Genomic DNA, 19,890 nt, shown 5'->3' on the forward strand with positions numbered 1-19,890 from the left:
GGGGGGGGGGGCACTGGGGGGGCTCAGAGTGCCCACGGCTGGCTGTCCCCGATTCCGGGATACCGTTCCATTTTCGGGGGGGGGGGCCAGGGGCATACCGGGTGGGGGTGGCGCCTCCGGAGGGGGAGCCACTTCCTGCTCCTCCGACAGATTGCCCCGCACTGGGCGGTTGGCCGACTGTTCCTGCATCTCCTGCACCGGACGCTGTTCCAGCTGTTCCCCGTCGTTGGTCTTGATCTCCTGGGGGGCCTGGGTGTGAGCTGTTTGCTCCACCAGAGGATTGTTGAGACCGAGAACAGTGCCGGCTGGTATGGGATTGAGCATTTTCCATTCTCCACGGCGTTAATGAGGGCGTACGCACGCCTTCTTAATCTATCTATCGACAGTGGCAAGAAGAGAGTTAAGCATTTTTTTCGTTTTGGGTGATTTTTTTTGCGAAATCCTTTTCAAGGAGCGTCCAATTCCTTGAAAAACAATCTGTAACCCGCTTAAATAAAAGAAAATTCAGCTGATTTTTCTCTGGCCCGGCCCAGAAATCAAAAGCCACCTTCAACCCTCCCCTTTACCGTCCAACGACTGGAGCCACCATGTCCCTCGCCCTGTTTGACCTGGATGACACCTTGATCGCCGGAGACAGCGATTATCTCTGGGGCCGTTTTTTGGTGGATCACAAAGTAGTGGAAGAAGCCCACTATGAGCGGGAAAACAGGCGTTTCTATGACGATTATCTCCAGGGCAGCCTCGATATCCAGGCCTATCTACGTTTTCAGCTGGGTTATCTGGCAAAACACGACATGGAAACGCTCAACCGATGGCATACCGCCTTCATGGCAGATAAAATCACTCCCATCATGCTCCCCAAAGGGCGTGCTCTGCTGGAGCACCATCGTCAGCAAGGGGACACCCTGATGATCATCACTGCCACCAACCGCTTCGTCACCGGCCCCATTGCCCAAGCCTTTGGTGTCGATCATATTCTCGCAACCGAGCTGGAAGTAGCCGATAACCGCTTCACAGGCCACCCTCAAGGGATACCCTGCTTTCGGGAAGGCAAGGTGACCCGTCTGCAAGCCTGGCTGCAAGAGAGCGATCTCTCCCTGGCAGGCAGCCACTTTTACAGCGACTCCCACAACGACCTGCCCCTTCTGGAGATGGTAACCCACCCGATAGCAGTGGACCCGGACGACAAGCTCCGCAAGGTGGCCCAAGAACGGGGCTGGGAAATTCGCTCCCTGCGCTGACGCTCTCATCTGCTTCAGCTAAACCCTTCACACCACCTCTCGACCCGGATCATCCCATCAGGATCACCCCTCTTTTGGCCCACACATCACCGGCCAGATGAAGCGGGTATCGGCTGGGATGATCTCTCCTGTGGTGGCTTTATAAGGCAGGTTAACCCGTTTTTGTACCTCTGACAGCTTCTTGATCACATGGCTGCCAGCTGCGGCCCCTCCAGATAAAGCGCCAGGGGATGGATAGAACGGGCATAAGGGGGAAACATGGATGGATTCTCCTAAAAAACAGAAACGTCTTTTGGATGGCAATGAAGCCCCCATCATCCCCTACCCCAACCCGCTTCTGCAACAACCCGATGGCCCGATAAGCCGACCGCACCCATTTTTTTCTATCCGCCTCCCCCCCTCGGTTCACCTCTGACCTCCCCTGCCCTCTGAAAAAAAAATGGAATCCGTGGGGTTGCAAATTTCTGGAATCGATCCCATCTGTCAGGGTGAGCGGCCACTCACATCGACCAAAACGCCCAAGAGGCTTAATGACAGACAGGAGAAATGACATGGCACGCATCCACTACACCCCGTTTCAATCCGTTCGCGCCCTGCAAGGGGAACTGAATCGCTTTTTCGAGGCTTCCGCCAGTGGCTGCAACGCCCACCGGATGGCCACCGAACTCCCCCTGAAGGTGGATATCCTGGAAAATGAAAACCAGGTCATCCTCCAAGCGGATGTGCCGGGGTTGGAGCAGAAGGATATTCGCATCAACGTCGAAAATGGTCTCCTCACCATCAGTGGTGAGCGTCGACAGGAAGAGGAACAAAAATCTGCCGGGATGCATCGTCAGGAGCGGGCCTTCGGCCAATTCAGCCGCACCTTCCGGCTCCCCAATGTGACCGATCTGGATAATATTCGGGCCAGCTGTAAAAATGGCGAACTGCAAGTCATCCTGCCCAAGCGGGAAGAGGCCAAAGCCCGGGAAATTCCGGTAACCGTCCACTAAGTCCTCAGGCTTCGAGGAATCAAGATAGCCCTACATAAACCGGACGCCACCCCAACAAGATCCAAATATTCAAACAGATTTCTCCCTCCTCCGGCGCTTGCCTCTTGATGCTGAAATCAGGTCGGCAACTGCTGGAGAGGGGGAGAGAGGTCCCCTCCCCTTTCATACCTCACGTTGACACAACCCGCCCCAAGGCAGCTTCCAAACTCATCTTTTCCAGACACCAAAAAAACCAGATTGAAGCCACCCCTGGTCATCCCTTTCCCTCCCCCAGGGACGACTCTTCCCGCACCCCGTCAAGACCCCCTGTTTATTACCGGACAGATGGCTGGAAAACAGTATCTGGAGCTGGATTTACATGTTAGAATTCAAGTCGCTTTTCAAATTTGGGAGGGACGAATATTCATCTCCCGCCGGTGATGTGGATCCATGGGGGAAAAATCCCGGTTTTTCCCTGCACGGGGATGGTTTTCGTCACTCTGGCTTTCAGAGGAAGAAGGGGGGGAGGGTGGCATTTCCGATGACCATTCAAAAAAAATTGCTCACCAGTGGCATTTTGATGGGGTTTTTGCTGTTCTGTGTTCTGGGTCTCACCCTCTTTTTCTTTCATCGGCTCGAAGCAGGCTTTGAATCCATCGTTGAATCGTCCGGCATCGGCCTGAGAGATTCCGCCACCGCCGCTGCCACCATCGATACCGTGGATCAAGACCTGGCCGCCGCCACCAAACGAATGGTCAACATCTCGGATGAGATCGCCCGGACCAACATGACGGTGCGCATTACTGAACGAAAAGTGCGTGCCATCTCCAATACTCTGACGGAACTGACGGATGTCGTAGAAGATTTTTATGAGGATCTCCCCGATGGAGAGGCCCGCTACACCCTGGAGGATGTCGCCGACAGTGTGTCCGATCTTCAGGATTCCACCAAACGGGAAGCTTTGGTGGGCTTGGGAATATCGGTCAACCGGATGAAGCAATTTACTGAGGAGCTTGCCCTGGAAGCGGCCCGACTGGAAAAGCTCTCCAGCGAACTCAATCGTAGTGGCGCCCTCAGTCAAACCGTCAGCACCGCCAACACCCGAATCCGCGATCTTTCCCAGGATTTCGGTGGCCGTATTCAATCCAACCGCAACTTTATCGCCGGTATCCTGATTCTTTTTCTCATCGCTCTCATCTCGGTCACCGTCTATCTCACTCGCAGCGTTGTCCGCTCCACCAAGGCTTCCGCTCAAAGAACCTTCGATCTCAGCGAAGGAGAAGCAGACCTGACCAAGCGGATTCCCATCGAAAATGAAGACGAAATGGGTGTGGTCGCCCACAACGTCAACCGCTTCATCGAAAAACTCCTGGGTATCGTCTGGGAAATCACCTATCAGGTACACGCCATCGAAGCCGCCTCCGAAGAGTTGGACGAAACCAAGGACCGCTTCAAAAAAGGTATTCAAAAACTAAAAAACCAATTCGACACAGTCCAGGAGCATGCCAATCTGCTGATGGCAGAATTGCGGCAGATCGAACAGGCTGTGGAGAGCACCGTCGGCCAAACCCAAACCTTGGCTACATCAGCCCAGGAGTTGGACAACAACCTGGCCCAGATGGCCGCCGCCACCGAGGAGGCCTCCACCAACCTCTATTCCGTCGCCTCCTCTGCCGAGGGGATGACCGGCAACATTGCCGAGGTCAATGAAAGCCTGACCCACGTCCATTCAGCGGTTACCCGGGTATCCGGAGCGGTGGACGGCCTGACCAGTGGTCTGGACGGCACCCGACAACGGTGCGTCTCCGCCACCCAACAAGCATTGGAGGCTGAAGGCCATGCCCAGGAAACCCTGAACGTAATGGATCAATTGGCCGGCTCCGCCATGGAAATCGATGAGGTGATCCAACTGATCAACTCCATCGCCGATCAAACCAACATGCTCGCCTTGAACGCCTCCATCGAAGCGGCTGGCGCTGGAGAGGCGGGCAAGGGGTTTGCGGTGGTGGCCAACGAAGTAAAAGAGCTGGCCCAACAGACTGCTGACGCCACTCGGATGATCGAAAACAAAACCTCCGAGATCCAACAAAATGTCGGCCTGGCCGGGGAAGCCACCCGGCAGGTCTCAAGCCTGGTCAGCTCCATCAATATCGCCAACAACAACATCACCCAATCGGTCAACGAACAGATGGCCGCCGTGGAAGAGATTTCCCGCTCCATGGGAGAGGTCGCCCAAGCCACCGACAGCGTCACCACCAACTCCCACGACCTGGAACAGGCGGCAGGGGATGTCGCCCGGGCTGCTCGGGAAGTGGGACTCGGGGTGGAAGAGGTCTCCAAGGGGAACAATGCCGTAAAAAATGTCGCTTTGCAGGTCTCCGAAGCCGCTGTTCACGTCAAGGAGGAGACCGAAAAGGTCAACTATTCCTCCAAACAGGTCGGCAACCTCTCCTCCCGGGTGATGGATGAGATGAACATCGCCTCGGTCTCCACCAATCGCCTGACCACCAGCATCAATTTTTCCTTTGTGGAACTGGTCACAAGCATCGCCAACTCCATCGACGAGCTTAATCAGGCTGTCGCCCAGTTCAAGATCGGCACCGAGCCCTTCAATCTGGAAAACCTGATGCAAAACTATTTCCGTTCCATTCTAATCCTGCAACACGCCATCGACCGCTGTGAAGGAGAGCAGTTTCTGGACAGTATCGAACTCCCCCCCTTCGAAGAGTCGGAATTTTATCAATGGTGGGAGACAGATGGACGAAAACGTTTTTCCGATTTGGGGGGAGAGGAGTGTTTTGCCATGGAACAGATCCTCCACCAGGAAGCGGCGGCGGCTCTGGAACGGGCCAAAGCCTGCACCACTCGGGAGGATTACGGCAATCTAATCAAATCATTGGAAATTTTTGGTGGTGAGCTACGTCCGAAAATTTTTAATAATCTGAAAAATCTCTACATTCGGGCCGCCATGAAGGAGCCTGTTGAATAGTTGAATAATCGTCGTGCGCCTCATAAACGCCCTCCCCTTTGATAAACGCCCTGCCCAGGAGAAGAATAATCCCTGGGCAGGTTCGAAACACCACGCCCCCCTGCCCTCTATCTCTTAAAAACCGTTCCTCCCCCCTGAATTTGTCCCCCTCATCCCCCTGCTCTCCACTCCTTAAATCAGCCCTTTGATCCTGTCTGGTGCGTTTTTGGCTTGAGAATGGTAAAAAGAGCCTGGAACTGACAACCGACTGTTTAACCCAACTCAATCATCCCCGTCATGGGGAACAGGCAACCCATGAAACGTTTTCGCTACGGCGTTGGTTTTCGGATATTCATGAGCATTGCGGCGATGGCCTTTTTGACCATCATTGCCAGTGCCGTGGGTATCCATACTTTTCGAGTATTCCAGGATGGTCTCAAGCAGATCACTGTAGAAGAGATGGAAAAGATGGCTGCAGCCTATGAGGCTGCCCGACTGAGTGAAGCCATCGTCACCTCCTCCACCAACCTGGCCACTGCCAATAGCCAGTCAGCACGGCAAATCCGAATGCTCAGGCTCACCGATCAGGTGGCCGATATGAAGGCACTCACCCAGCGGCTGGTCAAGTTGGGCATCGGCCAGGAAAAGCTGGCTACCATCCGGGAAAACCGTCGGGATCTGGCCAAAAATCTGGAACGGCTCAACGCCCTCATTGAAGGCCGTCTCCAAAGCCGCGACCTCCACAAAAAGCAACTGGAGGAGGTGCTGGCCTTGAAAAACCGGCTTTTCGAGCTGGCCGGCCAATCCCTTTTTGCCCCATCCAGCCATTCCTTGCCTCCCGCTCTGGAAAACAGCTCCCAGGCCGATAGCGATTCCCTGAATTCCAGCAACACCCTCACCCCCTGGGGATCGGCCCTGGACCGGGTATTCGAACTGATTCTGGAGGGATTTACTGCCACCGATGTACAAAAAATCCGTGAGCTTTCCCTCTTGGCTGCACTGGCTCTGGAAGAGGTGGAACCTCTGCTGCAAAGCGCTCCAGGTGAGCAGGGGGCTGAACTTTGGACCTCTTTTCAGGATTTGCGCCAACTGGTGACCGGCAACAACAATGTTTTCCAGCTGGGCAAAAGCCAACTGCTTCTTGAAAGGCGAGGGCAGGCGGTCTTAAGCCGCAACAAGTTTTTTTCCGACCGCTTTGTCACCACCCTCCATCAATTTCGTGATGAAGTGCGCAATCAGATTGCCGGGCATAACCAATCCCTGGTTAAATTCGCCTCCTCCCGGGCCAATCTTCTGGCCTTGATCGCCCTGGCCTGTAGCGGCACCGCCATCTGGCTGCTTTTTTTCGTCACTCGCGGCATCATCAACCGCCTGGGAGAGTTGCAGGAGGCCATGAGCCGTCATGCCCGGGGTGAAGAGGCCCCCATGCCCCAGCTTGCTGAGGATGAAATTGGTGAGATGGCCCACTCTCTGGGCTGCTTTGTGGAGGCGATCCGCAAACGGGAGGCCGCACTCAGTCAGAGTGAACAACGCCTGCGCCTGGCGATGGAGGTGAGTGGGGCCGGGGTTTACGAGCACGCCATTCCCTTTACCAAGGCAGGTTATTTCAGCGATCGCTGGCAGGATATTTTGGGTTCACCTCCCAACCCCGACCAAGAGAGCCTGGAGGAGTGGACCACCAAAGTTCTTCATCCGGAAGATTGGGAAATTTTTTCCACCGCCTATGGGGCTTTGGTGAGTGGTCGTCAGGCCAGTATCAACATGGATCTTCGGTTTGGCCCATCAACTGACAACACCCACCACGTTCAGTGGCGAGCCATGGCGGTCACCCATCAAGAAGACGGCGAGGAGCGCGTCAAAGGGGTGGTGGGGCTCATCCTCGACATTACCGAACGCAAAAAAATTGAAAATGAACTCCGCCTGGGCCGTTTTTCCTTCGAAAACATTCACGATGCCGTCTTCTGGATCACTCCCGAGGGCAAGCTTTCCTTCGTCAACAAGGCAGCCTGCCGCCTTTTGGGTTATAGCCGAAAGGAGTTGATCGGCATGGGGATCTCGGAAATGGGGTCCAAACTGCCCAAAAGAATTTGGCCCAAGCACTGGCCGGAGATGGGTGGCCGGGAAAAAATATTTTTCGAGACCGTTGCCCGACGCAAAGATGGTTCGGTCTTTCCGGTGGAGGTGAACGCCAGCCTGTTGGAGCAACCCAACCAGGCGTTTCATCTGGCTTTTATCCGGGATATCAGCGAACGCAAACGCAACGAGGGATTGCGGGAGGCCAAACTGGAGGTGGAGGCCGCCAGCCAAGCCAAAACAGCCATTTTGGGAACCCTGGGCCACGAAATTCGCGCCCCCATGGATACCATTATCAATACCGGTCAGCTCCTTTCCGAAGCCAAGCTCCCCACCGCGCATAAAATGCTCGTCGAGCGCCTCATGCGCCACAGCGAGGTTCTCTTTTCACGCATCAACAACATTCTCGACTTTTCCAAGATTACCAGTGGTGAAATCTCCCTGGAACAGGTGCCTTTCGATCTCACCGAACTGGTCCGGGAGGTCAAAACCGGATTTCAGTTGATGGTCCGGGATTCCGGAGTCACCTTCAGTGAATCCATCGACCCGAATCTCAGGGCCATGCGCTTGGGGGATCCCAGCCGGTTGCGGCAGGTGCTCTTGAACCTGGTGAGTAACGGCATCAAGTTTGCCCCTGAAGGCCGTGTTGAGTTTCGGCTGGAGTCCGACCCCGGCTATCCCGACGGGGTGCGCTTTTCGGTGCTCGATTCAGGCCCCGGTATTCCCCAGGAGTTGCGGGGGACCATTTTTACCTCCTTTTCCCAGACTGGGCCGGAACTCACCCATCGATTGGAGGGTGGTTTGGGGTTGGTCATCTGCAAGGGGCTGGTAGAGCAGATGGGTGGACGGATTTGGGCGGAAAGCGAAGAGGGCAAGGGAAGTGGCTTTTTTGTCAGCCTGCCCCTGGAAACCATCGTGATCAAGGGCAAACGCAAAGAGGATCGCAAGGAAAAGGAGCGCGCTGAAAAAAAACTGAAGAGCCCCCCCATGCAAATTCTCATGGCGGAAGATTCCGAGGGGGATGCCCTGCTCTTTCAGAATCATCTCAAAAAAATTCACCACCATCTGGTATGGGTCGAAGATGGCATGCAGGCAGTGGAGCATTTTAAAACCCAGGCGTTTGATCTGATTTTGATGGACATTGAAATGCCCCAGATGGATGGTCTGGCCGCCGTGCAGGAGATCCGCCGTCTGGAGCAGGAGCTGGGTCGATCGCCTGCTCCCATTGCGGCAGTCACCGCCAACGCCACTGAGGCTGATCGAAAAAAATGTCTGGATGCGGGTTTTACCATGCACATGGCTAAACCCATCAAGAAAAAACAGTTTCTACGAAATCTGGGGCGCCTGACCCACCAGTTTCGCCGCAAGCGGACGCACAAAAAAGACAATTGAGTTGAGGTGGCGGGGAGTAATGGTATAGCCGTGCTGTTTAAAAAAATGGACACACTCTCCTGACTCGCCATCCTGGCAAAGATGGGAGTCTGGAGAGAAAAAGTTTGCACTCAAGAATAATTCATACCTGATCCCAATCGGTTATCTCTTTCAGGCAGTGGGAGAGTGCTCTCCATGCTGCTGCCTGGTATAGCGGGCCACCATGATGGGAGAACGCCAGCCTCCAGCTGCCATCACCCGGTCAAACTCCACCCCTTCACCCACCATGTCTTGAACCGCGCCTACCCGGCAAGAGAGACCTGAAATCCCCGCAGGATCGAGCCCAGCCTGACGAGCCAACCGTTGGAAAGCCCGTGCAACCCCCCGATCACTCAACCGCCCCCCTACCCGGCTCGCCTTGTCGATGGAACGAAACAGAGGACCGTTGTGGATGGCGCCATCCGCTATCCAGCGCTTGAGTAGCGAGACTGTTTTGGCATCCATGTGGCGGATGTTACCGGGCTCCTCGCCGGCAAAATCGAGAACCACCCAGGCGGTGCCGTCATCACGAAAATCGATGGCCTCCAGATCCAGATTGGCCAGTTCAGTGCGGCGCAACAGGGTATCGTAAGCCACGGTCACCATGGCCAGATCCCGACGATCCCGCAAATGACCGTGATCGTTGGCCAACATTTTATTGATGGTGTTGCGACGAATGGGCCGAACCCGCTGCACCTGGCTCCCTTTGACCCGTCCGGCATCCCGAAGAACCTGTTTGATTTCAGGGGAACGAACCGGATTTTCGACTCCGGCTTCCCGGTGGAGGGTAGAGATGGTGGAGACGTAGCGGCGTACCGTAGAGAGTGCCCGGATTTCCAGCATGGCTCGGATAAATGAGCGCACCGTCCCCACCGAAGCCGGAAGAGGAGTCAATTCCCGCTCCTGACACCATTTAAAAAAAAGCCCGGCATCCGCCTGTCTGGCCCGAAGAGTGGAAGGAGAGGATGGGGAGGTTTCCAGCAGCTTGTCTGAAATCGTGGAGCCTGAAGATGATTTCAGAGAGTTGTCCGGAATCGAGGGATCCAAAGTTGATTCCAAAAGATTGAGGGTGGTTTCCCCAGTCGATGATTCCGCGCTAAAAAAATCCATTTTAACCTCCACCCGGTGACGCACACTGTTGTCGATGGTGGGAGGATAAAATATATTTCAAACGAATTAGCGACTTTTATGTAAAGATTCGGTCACAATCAGGCCTTTCCATAAACAACAATCATTCGCAACAGCGATTCAAACGCCAATAGTGCCATGCATACACTTGAATTCAAAGGATATTACAAGGCAACAACTGGAAAGATGGCGGGAGGTAAATCGATTAAAACAGGGGTTCGGTGAGACATTTATTTGGTAAAGATGCCCCACTGGGAGAGAAAAGCGATCACGCGGATCTGTTTGTCAGTGAATTGGGAAACATGTTTGAAATAGACCAGATGATCGTGGGGGCTGGTGCGTTTTTGATTGAGGCCTGTTTTTTCCAGAAAGGCCATAAACCAGTCAAAATGGGGAACGGGAGAGGTGAGGAGCAGCTTGCCACCGGGTTTTAACAGGTCGTGACAGGCCTGAAAACAGTCCACATGCTCCACCACCTCAAAAGCCACGATCACATCGAAAGATTCAGCCGCCAGGCCCAGCTGCTGCCACTGGTTGATATCCCCCACCACCTGGGCCGGGGGAGAGATATCGAGGCCTGTGTGGTGAATAAAGCCATTCTCCCGCAGCCATTCTCCCACCCAGCCCGAGCCGCTTCCCACCTCCAAAATCCGGGCATCCCGAGGAAGATTTCTGAAAAAATAGTCGATTTTCTTTTTTTGGGCGATATCGCTCAACAGGGGCATGACCGCCCTCTCTTTTACTCTTCGGAGCCGCTCTCTTCGTGATAGTCGGTCTCGGTGTTGACGCTCCAGATCTCTCCCCGGGGATCCCGGCCCGCAGCGATGCCGTCCACAGCCACCATGGCGGTCAACATGGAGTGATCCATATTATTGTAGCGATGCAAGCCGTTACGGCCCAGAAGATAGAGATTTTCGAAGCTGTCCACGGTTTTGCGAATTTCACTAAACTGGTCGTAGGTGCCAAAATAGGCTGGATAGGCCTTGGGAACCCGGATGACGGTGGTGTCGAGCACATCCGCTGGATCCACCCAGCCGATCTGCCCCATCTCCCGAATGGCAAGGGCAGCCATCTCTTCATCAGGGAGGGTCCAAAGTTCGTCACCGACGTTGACAAAAAATTCAGTTCCGATCCAGATGGTATTGGGATCCCGCACCATGAAGGGGCTCCAGTTGTTGTAAACCTGAAACCGCCCCACCATGAGATCCGGCTCCTGGACATAGATCCAGTTGTCGGGGAGTTTTTCACGCAGGTTATCGCCGTTAACCCCCCCCCGCAGTGTGAGCCCCTTGAGCAGTATCCCCACAGTCAGAAAATCCCGAAAAACGAGGCCACCAGCCACATCACGAACCTCTTTTGGGGGAGGTGGGCTTAAACTGGCGATCAATTCGTTGACCGGAATGGTGGAAAAAAAGAGCTCTCCTGATATCTCTTCCCGCCCCTTTTCCACAGATTCCACAGTGACGCTCTGTACCTGCCCCTGATCGGTGGTGATGCCCACCACCCGGTGTTGCATGCGCACTTCCCCCCCATGTTCCGTAACCAGACGAGCGGCTTTTTCCCACAGCTGGCCGGGACCAAATTTAGGATAGAGAAATTGATTGATCAGAGAGGTCTCCCCCTCCTTTTGGGCGTCGAGTTCCTTGCTGCGCCAGAGGGAGCGGATGGCATGCTTGAAGATTTCAGTAAGGGAGAGCCCCTTGACCCGCTGAGCCCCCCATTTGGCGGGTATTTTTTCACAGGGGATACCCCACACCTTTTCGGTATATTTTTCAAAAAAGGTGGCATAAAGCTCCCGCCCAAAGCGGTTGACGAAAAACTCCTCCAGGGTATTTTCCGGCTTGATTTGGGAGAAGCGCGCTTTGAGAAAACTCAAGATAATCTTGACGGAGTTCCAAAGCCCCAGTTTGGCCAAGGTCTGGAGATTGGGGGAGATGGGATAGTCGAAGAGCTGCTGGCGATAGAGAATTCGGGAGACCCGGGGACGCAGCAACATCACCTCGTCCTCTGGGCTCGATACCGACTCCGGCAGTGGCTCCCCGTTCCGCCCCGCCTGACGGCGTTTTTCCAGCAGGGCTTCATCCGCCTGGGTCAGCTCTGCCAGGGGAAGCAGTTCCCCCCACCAATCCATCACCCGATCGGACTTGGAAAAAAAACGGTGTCCACCGATATCGATGCGATTGCCCTTGAAATTGACCGTGCGGGAGATTCCACCCACCTGGGTGGAAGCTTCCAGGACGATGGGGTGAATATCGGTGCGACGGGCGAGCTCCAGGGCTGCGGTCAAACCGGCGGGGCCTCCCCCCATGATGATGGCGGTGCGTTTTTTTTCCATCTTGCAATCAACCTCGGGATGGTTGGGTTCGGATACCTCTGCCCCCAACCGTGATCCATCTGAATGATGATGGTTTGCCCCTCAACCGTAGTCCATCAAGGGAAAGTGCAAAACCGGTTTAACGGATAAACGGTTTCATGTGCTTGAGCCGTCCGGGTTTATTTTTAAGATCCGATTCAGCCTAGCCAACTTTGCCCGGGATGTAAATCCACACCCCATCGGACTTTCCTGAAGAAATCCGAGCGGTTTGGATCCATATTCATTGGGCTCTCTTGGCATACCCAATATGCATGTTAGTGCCATCACCGCTGCTTTTTTCTGACCAGGATACGCAAACGCTGTTCCAGGGCCGTCTCCGCCCGGTTATTAAAATAGATATTGCGAATGGTGCGAACGATCCGGGAGGGATGGAACAGGTAGCCGATCACGATGCCCATGGACATGAAAAAAAACCGGTAGATTCCCAACTCCAGTCGATCAATATGCTTACTGACAGTAAAGGGTTTAAGGTCGGTAAAGGCGCTGTTCAAGGCGTTCAGGCGCAGGAGATAGGCATCGTCGATAATGATCTTTTTTTTCGCCAGCAGCCGGTTGAAAAATTCACTTCCCGGATAAGGGGAAAAGACCCCCACCAGCACCTCATCCACCCCTTTGGCAGCCATGCGCAAGCCATAGAGCAGGGTGCGCCACATCTCCTTCCGGCTTTCATCCGGAAAACCAATAATCAGATTGAGCCGGGAGATCATCCCCACATCCCGAGCCGTGAGAATGGCATCGTTGAGGTGGTCGAGATTGACCCGCTTGCGGACTTGATCAAGGGTCACCTGGGAGGCGCTTTCGGGAGCCAGGCAGATAAAATCGCAGCCGGTTTTTTTCAACAGTGTGAGCACCTCCCGGTCCAGGGATTCACAGCGGGTACCAGAGGGGATCGACCATTTGATATCGATGCCCTGCTCCAGCATCTTGGTGCAAAATTCCACCACCCACGACTTTTTAATGATGGCGGTGAGGTCGTAGAGCTGCACCGAAGTGATCTGCCAGGTTTTGATATAGTGGTGAATCTCCTCCAGCACCTCATCCACATCCCGCAAGGTGTAACGGGTCGTCCACATGTTGGGGTTGGAGCAAAAAGCACACTGGAACGGGCAGCCACGGGAGATCATCAGAGGCATGTCTCGACCGGTATATTGCCCACCATAAGAGCGCTCTGCATCCCAAAAACGTTGCAGATATCCTTCAGGCCAGTAAGGCCAGGGAATGTTATCGATATCCCGAATGCGGGTGACACTGCTGGTCTGGATAAAACGACTCCCCTCATCGAGCAGGGCGGTACCCGGCATATCCAGCAAGGATTCCTTGCGCCGCACCCGTTCCAAAATTTCATAAAACAGATGCTCCCCCTCCCCCAATACCGCCAGATCCAGGCTGCGGCAATCCCGCAATGAATATTCCGCCATGGCCGTGATGTGCTCGCCTCCGGCGACAATCACCGCCTGGGGGCAGTGTTGGCGAACGGCATCGATGAGATCCCGATAGAGAGGCCACTCCCCGGAAAACATGGCGTTGATCCCCACCACCCGACTCTCTTTGGGAATACGGCTCAAAAGCTCATTCAGGGTGAGGCCATGGCTCATATAGCCGGGATAGCGTTCCAGGGGAACGATCTGGTTGAGCCCCAGACCGATGGCGTCAATGATTTCGGGTCGATAGCCGAAGTGACGGGCATAACCGGCGATATAGGCCAGACCGATGGCAGGGGTTGCGGCGTTGTTGATGGACGTTTCAGAGAGAACGATAGGGCCTCGTACCAGGGTCACCACCATTTTGGCCCGATCAGCCGCCTCTTCAGGGGTCATCGGGGCAGTGGTCACAAGGGCTGCCCGTTGGGTATGGATGGGCTCCCCCTCCGACTCATGGATTTGACCGGCCTCCGGCGTTGGTGATGGTTTCATAACCCTTTGGTCCATGGCCGTTGGTTGGAATCCATTGTTCCTCGATCAAATGGTCATAAATACCTGATGGGAGAGAACAAACCGCCTCTTCCCTACACCCAGGTATCTGGTACTGGGAAGGATGATGGTGGCTGGATGAGGGCCTGACCAGGCCACTTAAGCTCCTGTTCAGACCCGTTATTCGGTCTTCTTACAACTCTATTGATGCAGGGGGCATACCACTTTGTACCGTCCCATCAGCAAAAAAGGTGGGCACACATTTTGCTCTTTTACTCTTAAGCAGCTCACAAGCAGCCCTCATGAGTGATCCCAACAAGGTGATCTCCGAGTGGTATTGCTCCCAGCTCCCCACTGAAGTGACTGGAGATCCTCACGGATGGAAGCCAGCCAAAGTGGGGCTCAACCTATCCCGGACAATGGAAAAAGGGATTGGCAGAAAAGGGGATAGCCACAGGCGGGCGGGCCAAAAAAGAGGGATAGGAGAGTCTCTCCCACTGTTTGGGAAATGGATGACTCTCCTGCCTTGGGGGAAGTCCCTGGGAAAGACGTATTTTTGACGGTGGATTTGGAAACACCCCTCAACGGTAGCATTGGATCAACCACCGGTTGAGCACCACCACCGGCAGATCTCCACATCAAGCTGAATAATGGTTCGTGACATGGACGACCAAATACAAGCAAGCCCGGGCAAAACCAAAACAGCGCCGCCCCCAACCAACCAAGGACTCGTCGGTTGGCTGGGTACCAAGGTGGGCAAAACCCTCGACCGGATTTTTGGCAGCGATGGACCCATCCCCACCAAGCCCCTGCCTGCTCCACACCGGGATCATCCAAACCTGGGCAAACCCAAACCACCCACCTTGACGGTGGTGCCCCCATCACCCCCGGTGGCTGTGGCAGAGCCCGGTTTACCCCTGGATGACGAGACCACGACGGATGAGAGTGACGTGGATCGCCCACTCTCCCCTGTTTCAGCAGATCAGGAAAAGGTTGCAAATCTGCCGACAGAATCAGCCCCCACCAAAGGCTTGAATCAAAAAAAACGCCCCAAAGAGCGGAAAGAGCGGACCCCCTGGACCTTGGTGATCTCCGATACCGACAACGACATCGAGACGGTCTGTCTGGTGCTGTGGCTAACCGGGCTCTGCGACCGCCGAGGATTTTGGAATCCCGGGATCGGCCCGGTCAAGGTGGTTCACACCGGTGATTGGCTCAATAAATTTGATCCCGACCCCCACGCCCTGGATTTTTTCAAACGCCTGCAAAACACCGCTCCCCCCGGGTGCAGCCTGGTGCTTTTAAATGGCAACCACGAGCTGGAAATCCTCAAGCGGGCCGAGGCTGGCGAACACACCCCCCTGACCCCTCAGGATCTCGATTTTATCCGCAGCCAGGATTTAATCCATGGGGACCAAGGTGTGCTCTATGTTCACGGCTATCCCAATTGCGACCTGCTCAAATCATTGCGGCAATTTTGTCGGGAAGGCAGCCCCCTCAACGATTTCAACAATCTCTTTCGCAAGGCCTTCTACGAAGGCAGCCACGCCCTCTTCCGGCAAAACCAGGGGCTCATGATGGTGGGAGACATCCCCAAACCCAAAGCCTATTTTGCCCGAATAAACCGCTTTGGCATCACCAATGGCGCCCACGTTGCGGAAATGTTGCAGGAGCTGGGTTTCGATCGGGTTATCCACGGTCACAAACCCTGTGAAAACAGCCTGCAGCAAGATTATGAACTCAAAAGTGAAATTCCCGGCATTCGGGTCATCAACAACGACAACCGCATCAAACGCAGTGGTCTGGGGGGACTTTTGATCAATACCAAAGGTCGCGTGTCATTTATCAATCCAGAGCAGATGCGGGAGGCTGGAGGGGAAAAGGAGTATCGCAAAAAGCTGCGGAAAATTCTTAAAACCCGCAAGAGGGATCTTCAAAAAGCCCGTAAGGAGGCTCTCCTCACCCCTGCTGCCCAAAAAATGCCCCGGTTGCAGGTGGTTCCCAGCCGAAAAGCGGCTTGAAGAGCTGAATCAACCAAACAGTGGCTTAAAACTCAATCCGGCAGTTGGGCGTGTGCATATGCCCAACTGCCGGATTTGGGTTAAATGCTCTCAACGGGATATTTCCAAATCGAGACATTTACTCATATAACCGTATATACGCATAGACAATATATTAGCAAATCCATCCCCCACCCAGCACCCGATCCCCCTGATAAAAAACACACGCCTGCCCCGGAGTGACCGCTCTTTGGGGGGTATCGAACACCACCCGAAGTGCGTCATCGGCCTGGGGCTCCAGACGGGCCGGGGTTGGCTCTGCGGCGTAACGGATGCGCACGGAAACCGAATCCCCGGCAGAGGGGGGGTGCTCACCGAGCCAGTTGAGATCCATCACCTCCAGGCTTGGCCGGTAGAGGCTTGAGGCGGGCCCTACCACCAGGCGATTTTGCTCAGGATCAATCCGGGTGACGTAGAGAGGCTCAGGGGCGGCGATGCCCAGCCCCTTGCGCTGGCCAATCGTGTAGAGCCCCACCCCCCGATGGCTTCCCAACGCCTGCCCTTGCTGATCGACTATCTCACCCGGGGTGAGCAGATGGGGACTTTGCCGGGCAAAAAAACCGGCCATATCCTGATCCGGAATAAAGCAGATATCCTGACTTTCCCGTTTGTCGGCCACATGCAGCCCAAACCGCTCCGCCAACTTGCGGGTCTCCTCTTTGGTAAGATCCCCCAGGGGAAAACGCAGATAGCCAAGCTGTGCCAGGGTAGTGGCAAAGAGAAAATAGGATTGATCCTTACTCCGATCCCGCCCCCGCCTGAGGAGAGGCTGGCCGTTGCGGCTCTCTTCCTGGATGGCATAGTGACCGGTGGCCAGAAAGGTCGCCTCCAAAGCCCGGGCCTTGGCCAAAAGATGGTTAAACTTGACCGTCTGGTTACAACGAACGCAGGGGTTGGGGGTGCGGCCAGAGGCATAAGCGGTGATAAAATCCGCCACCACCTCTTCCCGAAAAGTCTCCTCCAGATCCACCATGTAAAAAGGAATACCCAGGGTATCGGCCACCCGGCGGGCATCGTAGGCATCTTCCGGGGCGCAGCAGGCCCGGCTACCTGGAGGGGGCTCCCCCGGGCTTGGGGACCAGAGGGCCATGGTGAGCCCCACCACTTCATATCCCTGTTCCAGCAGCAGAGCCGCCACCGTGGCCGAATCCACCCCGCCGGACATGGCCACCGCCACCCGTTGCTTTTGTTTCATGTCAGCTGATTTTCCCTCAAGAGGATGGGGCGGGCGTCAGGGGCAGTGCTGCCAGCCCCTCCACCCGATAGAGATAGATCCCCTCCTGCCCAGCCAGCCTTTTCCAGCCAGGGGGAGGATGGTCCACAAAGGGGGGGACTTCCCAGCCATAAGCCCCGGCCAGAGGTTTCAGGCGATGGGGGTTGACCAAGATAAACAGCGGCGTATCGGGAGCCACTTTTGCAGGCTGCACCCAGCGCCCCTCCTGTCGCCACAATTCCCAAGCCACAAAACCCAGCCCCGAACGCTGGCCAAAGCCCAAATGATAGGCCGCTGCCAGAATGGTACGCCGATCCGACAAGACAATCCCCTGCTCCTCGTCAGAAAGCTGCTCTATCACCATCTCCCGCTCAAACCGCTGCCTCGGGGTCTCCCCCACCGCGCCGTTCATGATGGGCAGGGCTCCGGTGGCGGTCAAAACCAGCACCACGAGCCCCACAAAGCCCCCCCGGTAGAGCCATCGGGGGGTACGCTGGCGCCAAGGTGAAAAAGCCTGAAACAGAGCGAAAAAAACCGGAATCCCGGCAAACACCACCGCCCGCTTGTTATAACCCAGATATTTTAACAAAACCGCCAACACCACACAGCTGATGGAGACCACCAAAAGCTGCTTGCGAAGCCCTTGCCACTGCTCCGCCTCAGCCGAAAAGAGAGCGGCCAAAAACACCCCGGCCAAAATACACAGAGGGGGCAAAATGGGCAGCCACATCCGGGGCATCAGGTGCATGGGACTGTAGTGGGAATAGGAGCGGGTGCCAAACCAAAAAGCCAGGAGCACCAGCCAAAAATAGAGCCCCCAAAAATATCCCCCCGGCACCCCACGAACCCCCTCAGCATCCTCCTGAAGGCTTGCCCCTCCCTCACCTTCCCCAACTACCTTCTGATGGTCAACACCTCTCCAGCTCCGCCCCATCCTCCCTAAAACAGGCATAGAGAGCATCAGGACAGTCAGATAACCCGGCTCCCTCAAAAGCATTCTCAAAGGCTCCCAGGTCAAACGATCCACATAGGCCATCAAAGGCTTGCCCACAAAGTTCCAGCTATCCCCAGCCGTCACCGTGGCGTGGTTGACCCCGGCCAGCCGATAGAAAGGATTGCCGGTCACGAGATAATAGGGTAAGCCGTAAAGAATCCCTCCCACCACCCCAAGAGCCAAGGTCCACCCCCAAAAATAGGCGTGCCTGCCCCGACCCAGGTCGTGGATCATGAGCACCAAAGCAAAGGGAAGCAGCCACAAAATGGTCAGCTTGGTCAACGCCCCCAGCCAAAACGTCCCGGCAAAAACCAGAGCACCCAAACGCCAACACCCCCGGGTGGTGGCGACCTCCCGGGAAAACCAAAGCACCACCCCGCCCAAAAACATATAAGCGGAAATCACCACGTCGGGCATCAAAACCAGGGTATAGGTGATCTGGAAGGGATTGGTGGCCAGTAGCAAACCGGCAAAAAAGGCCGCCACAGCCCCATACATCCGCCAGGTCACCCAAAAAAGGGTGATGATGGTCAGTGTCGAAGCCAAAAGCGGCCAGAGGGTGGCGGCATAGCCATTGAAACCAAAGAGTTTAAAGCTGAGGGCCGTAGGGATGAACAGCCCGAATCGATTGACGAAATGGCCCGGGGTCAGCTGATAAGTATCGGTGAGTATCCGATTGGCCAGCTGGGCATAGGCCAGATCGTCACTGCCTTTAAAAACCGGATGGGCCCAAAAATAGAAGAGCAAATGGAGCCCCACGATACCGGCCAAAGCCCACAACCATTTGGCTGTCAGCTGGGGTTTGGTGGGCAACTCAGAAGTGGCCATATTTTGATTCAGCATGGAATCCGACCCGGGTTGGGGATTGTCAGGTGTGGATGGGACGCAACTCTGGGCAACTCAGCCTCTGGTCATTGATGGCCTGCCCCTTTGGTGGTGGGCACGAATATACCCCGGCATCCCCCCTGGGGGAAATGCGTGAAGGGTGAATCCAAAGGGGTATGGCTGAGGGTCAAACCCGGAGACAATGGCTGAGCAACAGAATTGGCCTGATGGGCTATACGTGGGAATAACGGCTGAAGAGCCTTTTATGGGGCTGGCAAATGTGGTCTGACGAACGAGCGGGAAAGGCTTTGGACCGGGCTCATGTAACGGCCCTGGAGGAGAATAAGAGAGGATAAGGAGAAGTCAGGTGGCCGATTTCCGGAGAGTTGAGCCGATTGCTCTTGGATGCGCAAACCACCAACTGAGGGATAGAAGCACCCTCTTTGCCTGAAGATTTCCCCTCGCAGCCATCCCCCTCGGATGGGTGGAAAAGGTTGGCAGAGTAGTGACGACCAGAGAGCCTGATATGGTCGTTCCAAACTAAAATGGCTCCTCACTCTTGATTGAGGTGGTTCCCACGACTCGCTACATCCCGCATCCTAACGGAACGGCAAGTTCCCCCCTGGAAAGGACATATCAGGATAAAGGGTGTACGCGCCCTTCTGAATGGGGCATGAGCTACACGAAGCAGGTCGACGCCCAGAAGAGTTGCCATAAAATTGG

At 55.2% G+C, this 19,890-nt stretch carries 12 protein-coding genes; 5 read left to right on the forward strand and 7 right to left on the reverse strand.

Going from position 1 to position 19,890, the window contains the following annotated elements:
- Positions 1-324, reverse strand: a 324-nt coding sequence (locus tag HQL52_09075; GenBank protein MBF0369592.1) for a hypothetical protein, incomplete at its 3' end; no start/stop codon positions are given.
- Between the two features lie 263 nt (positions 325-587).
- Between HQL52_09075 and HQL52_09080 the strand changes: the two genes are divergently transcribed.
- The 4 genes from HQL52_09080 (at position 588) to HQL52_09095 (ending at position 8,645) form a co-directional block, all read left to right on the forward strand.
- A complete protein-coding gene (locus HQL52_09080; GenBank protein ID MBF0369593.1) occupies positions 588-1,241 on the forward strand; it encodes an HAD family hydrolase in 654 nt (217 codons plus the stop codon).
- Between the two features lie 551 nt (positions 1,242-1,792).
- Entirely contained in the window at positions 1,793-2,233 is a 441-nt protein-coding gene (locus tag HQL52_09085) for an Hsp20/alpha crystallin family protein (GenBank protein MBF0369594.1), read from the forward strand.
- Between the two features lie 520 nt (positions 2,234-2,753).
- Positions 2,754-5,201: a hypothetical protein gene (locus HQL52_09090; GenBank protein MBF0369595.1), complete on the forward strand. Its 2,448-nt coding sequence runs from the start codon at positions 2,754-2,756 to the stop codon at positions 5,199-5,201.
- 294 nt (positions 5,202-5,495) lie between these two features.
- Positions 5,496-8,645 (forward strand): PAS domain S-box protein, encoded by a 3,150-nt coding sequence (locus HQL52_09095; GenBank protein MBF0369596.1) that lies wholly within the window; start codon positions 5,496-5,498, stop codon positions 8,643-8,645.
- 150 nt (positions 8,646-8,795) lie between these two features.
- Here HQL52_09095 and HQL52_09100 read toward each other — a convergent pair whose 3' ends face one another.
- The 4 genes from HQL52_09100 to HQL52_09115 form a co-directional block, all read right to left on the reverse strand.
- The gene (locus HQL52_09100; GenBank protein ID MBF0369597.1) at positions 8,796-9,773 is read right to left on the reverse strand and encodes a tyrosine-type recombinase/integrase; all 978 of its coding nucleotides are present in this window, start codon (positions 9,771-9,773) and stop codon (positions 8,796-8,798) included.
- A 248-nt stretch (positions 9,774-10,021) separates the two neighbouring features.
- Positions 10,022-10,516: a class I SAM-dependent methyltransferase gene (locus HQL52_09105; GenBank protein ID MBF0369598.1), complete on the reverse strand. Its 495-nt coding sequence runs from the start codon at positions 10,514-10,516 to the stop codon at positions 10,022-10,024.
- A 14-nt stretch (positions 10,517-10,530) separates the two neighbouring features.
- Positions 10,531-12,126 carry an NAD(P)/FAD-dependent oxidoreductase gene (locus HQL52_09110; protein ID MBF0369599.1) on the reverse strand — a complete coding sequence of 532 codons (1,596 nt, stop codon included), beginning with the start codon at positions 12,124-12,126 and terminating at the stop codon, positions 10,531-10,533.
- Between the two features lie 302 nt (positions 12,127-12,428).
- On the reverse strand, positions 12,429-13,982 hold the full coding sequence (locus tag HQL52_09115; protein ID MBF0369600.1) for a B12-binding domain-containing radical SAM protein: 1,554 nt from the start codon (positions 13,980-13,982) through the stop codon (positions 12,429-12,431).
- Between the two features lie 755 nt (positions 13,983-14,737).
- On the opposite strand from HQL52_09115, the gene HQL52_09120 reads away from it, so the two are divergent.
- Complete coding sequence (locus tag HQL52_09120) at positions 14,738-16,096, forward strand: metallophosphoesterase (protein ID MBF0369601.1); 1,359 nt, start codon at positions 14,738-14,740, stop codon at positions 16,094-16,096.
- 154 nt (positions 16,097-16,250) lie between these two features.
- Here HQL52_09120 and mnmA read toward each other — a convergent pair whose 3' ends face one another.
- Both mnmA and HQL52_09130 read right to left on the reverse strand, forming a co-directional pair.
- Complete coding sequence (gene mnmA, locus HQL52_09125) at positions 16,251-17,330, reverse strand: tRNA 2-thiouridine(34) synthase MnmA (protein MBF0369602.1); 1,080 nt, start codon at positions 17,328-17,330, stop codon at positions 16,251-16,253.
- 16 nt (positions 17,331-17,346) lie between these two features.
- Positions 17,347-19,185 carry a glycosyltransferase family 39 protein gene (locus tag HQL52_09130; GenBank protein MBF0369603.1) on the reverse strand — a complete coding sequence of 613 codons (1,839 nt, stop codon included), beginning with the start codon at positions 19,183-19,185 and terminating at the stop codon, positions 17,347-17,349.
- Positions 19,186-19,890: the final 705 nt, after the last annotated feature.

The sequence above is a fragment of the Magnetococcales bacterium genome, assembly GCA_015232395.1.
Lineage (GTDB): Bacteria > Pseudomonadota > Magnetococcia > Magnetococcales > JADFZT01 > JADFZT01.

What these genes read in the sequence shown, in the direction of transcription:
- HQL52_09080 (MBF0369593.1), top strand. Translation starts at nt 588, where the DNA reads ATGTCCCTCGCCCTGTTTGACCTGGATGACACCTTGATCGCCGGAGAC.
- HQL52_09085 (MBF0369594.1), top strand. Translation starts at nt 1,793, where the DNA reads ATGGCACGCATCCACTACACCCCGTTTCAATCCGTTCGCGCCCTGCAA.
- HQL52_09090 (MBF0369595.1), top strand. Translation starts at nt 2,754, where the DNA reads ATGACCATTCAAAAAAAATTGCTCACCAGTGGCATTTTGATGGGGTTT.
- HQL52_09095 (MBF0369596.1), top strand. Translation starts at nt 5,496, where the DNA reads ATGAAACGTTTTCGCTACGGCGTTGGTTTTCGGATATTCATGAGCATT.
- HQL52_09100 (MBF0369597.1), bottom strand. Translation starts at nt 9,773, where the DNA reads ATGGATTTTTTTAGCGCGGAATCATCGACTGGGGAAACCACCCTCAAT.
- HQL52_09105 (MBF0369598.1), bottom strand. Translation starts at nt 10,516, where the DNA reads ATGCCCCTGTTGAGCGATATCGCCCAAAAAAAGAAAATCGACTATTTT.
- HQL52_09110 (MBF0369599.1), bottom strand. Translation starts at nt 12,126, where the DNA reads ATGGAAAAAAAACGCACCGCCATCATCATGGGGGGAGGCCCCGCCGGT.
- HQL52_09115 (MBF0369600.1), bottom strand. Translation starts at nt 13,982, where the DNA reads ATGACCCCTGAAGAGGCGGCTGATCGGGCCAAAATGGTGGTGACCCTG.
- HQL52_09120 (MBF0369601.1), top strand. Translation starts at nt 14,738, where the DNA reads ATGGACGACCAAATACAAGCAAGCCCGGGCAAAACCAAAACAGCGCCG.
- mnmA (MBF0369602.1), bottom strand. Translation starts at nt 17,330, where the DNA reads ATGAAACAAAAGCAACGGGTGGCGGTGGCCATGTCCGGCGGGGTGGAT.
- HQL52_09130 (MBF0369603.1), bottom strand. Translation starts at nt 19,185, where the DNA reads ATGCTGAATCAAAATATGGCCACTTCTGAGTTGCCCACCAAACCCCAG.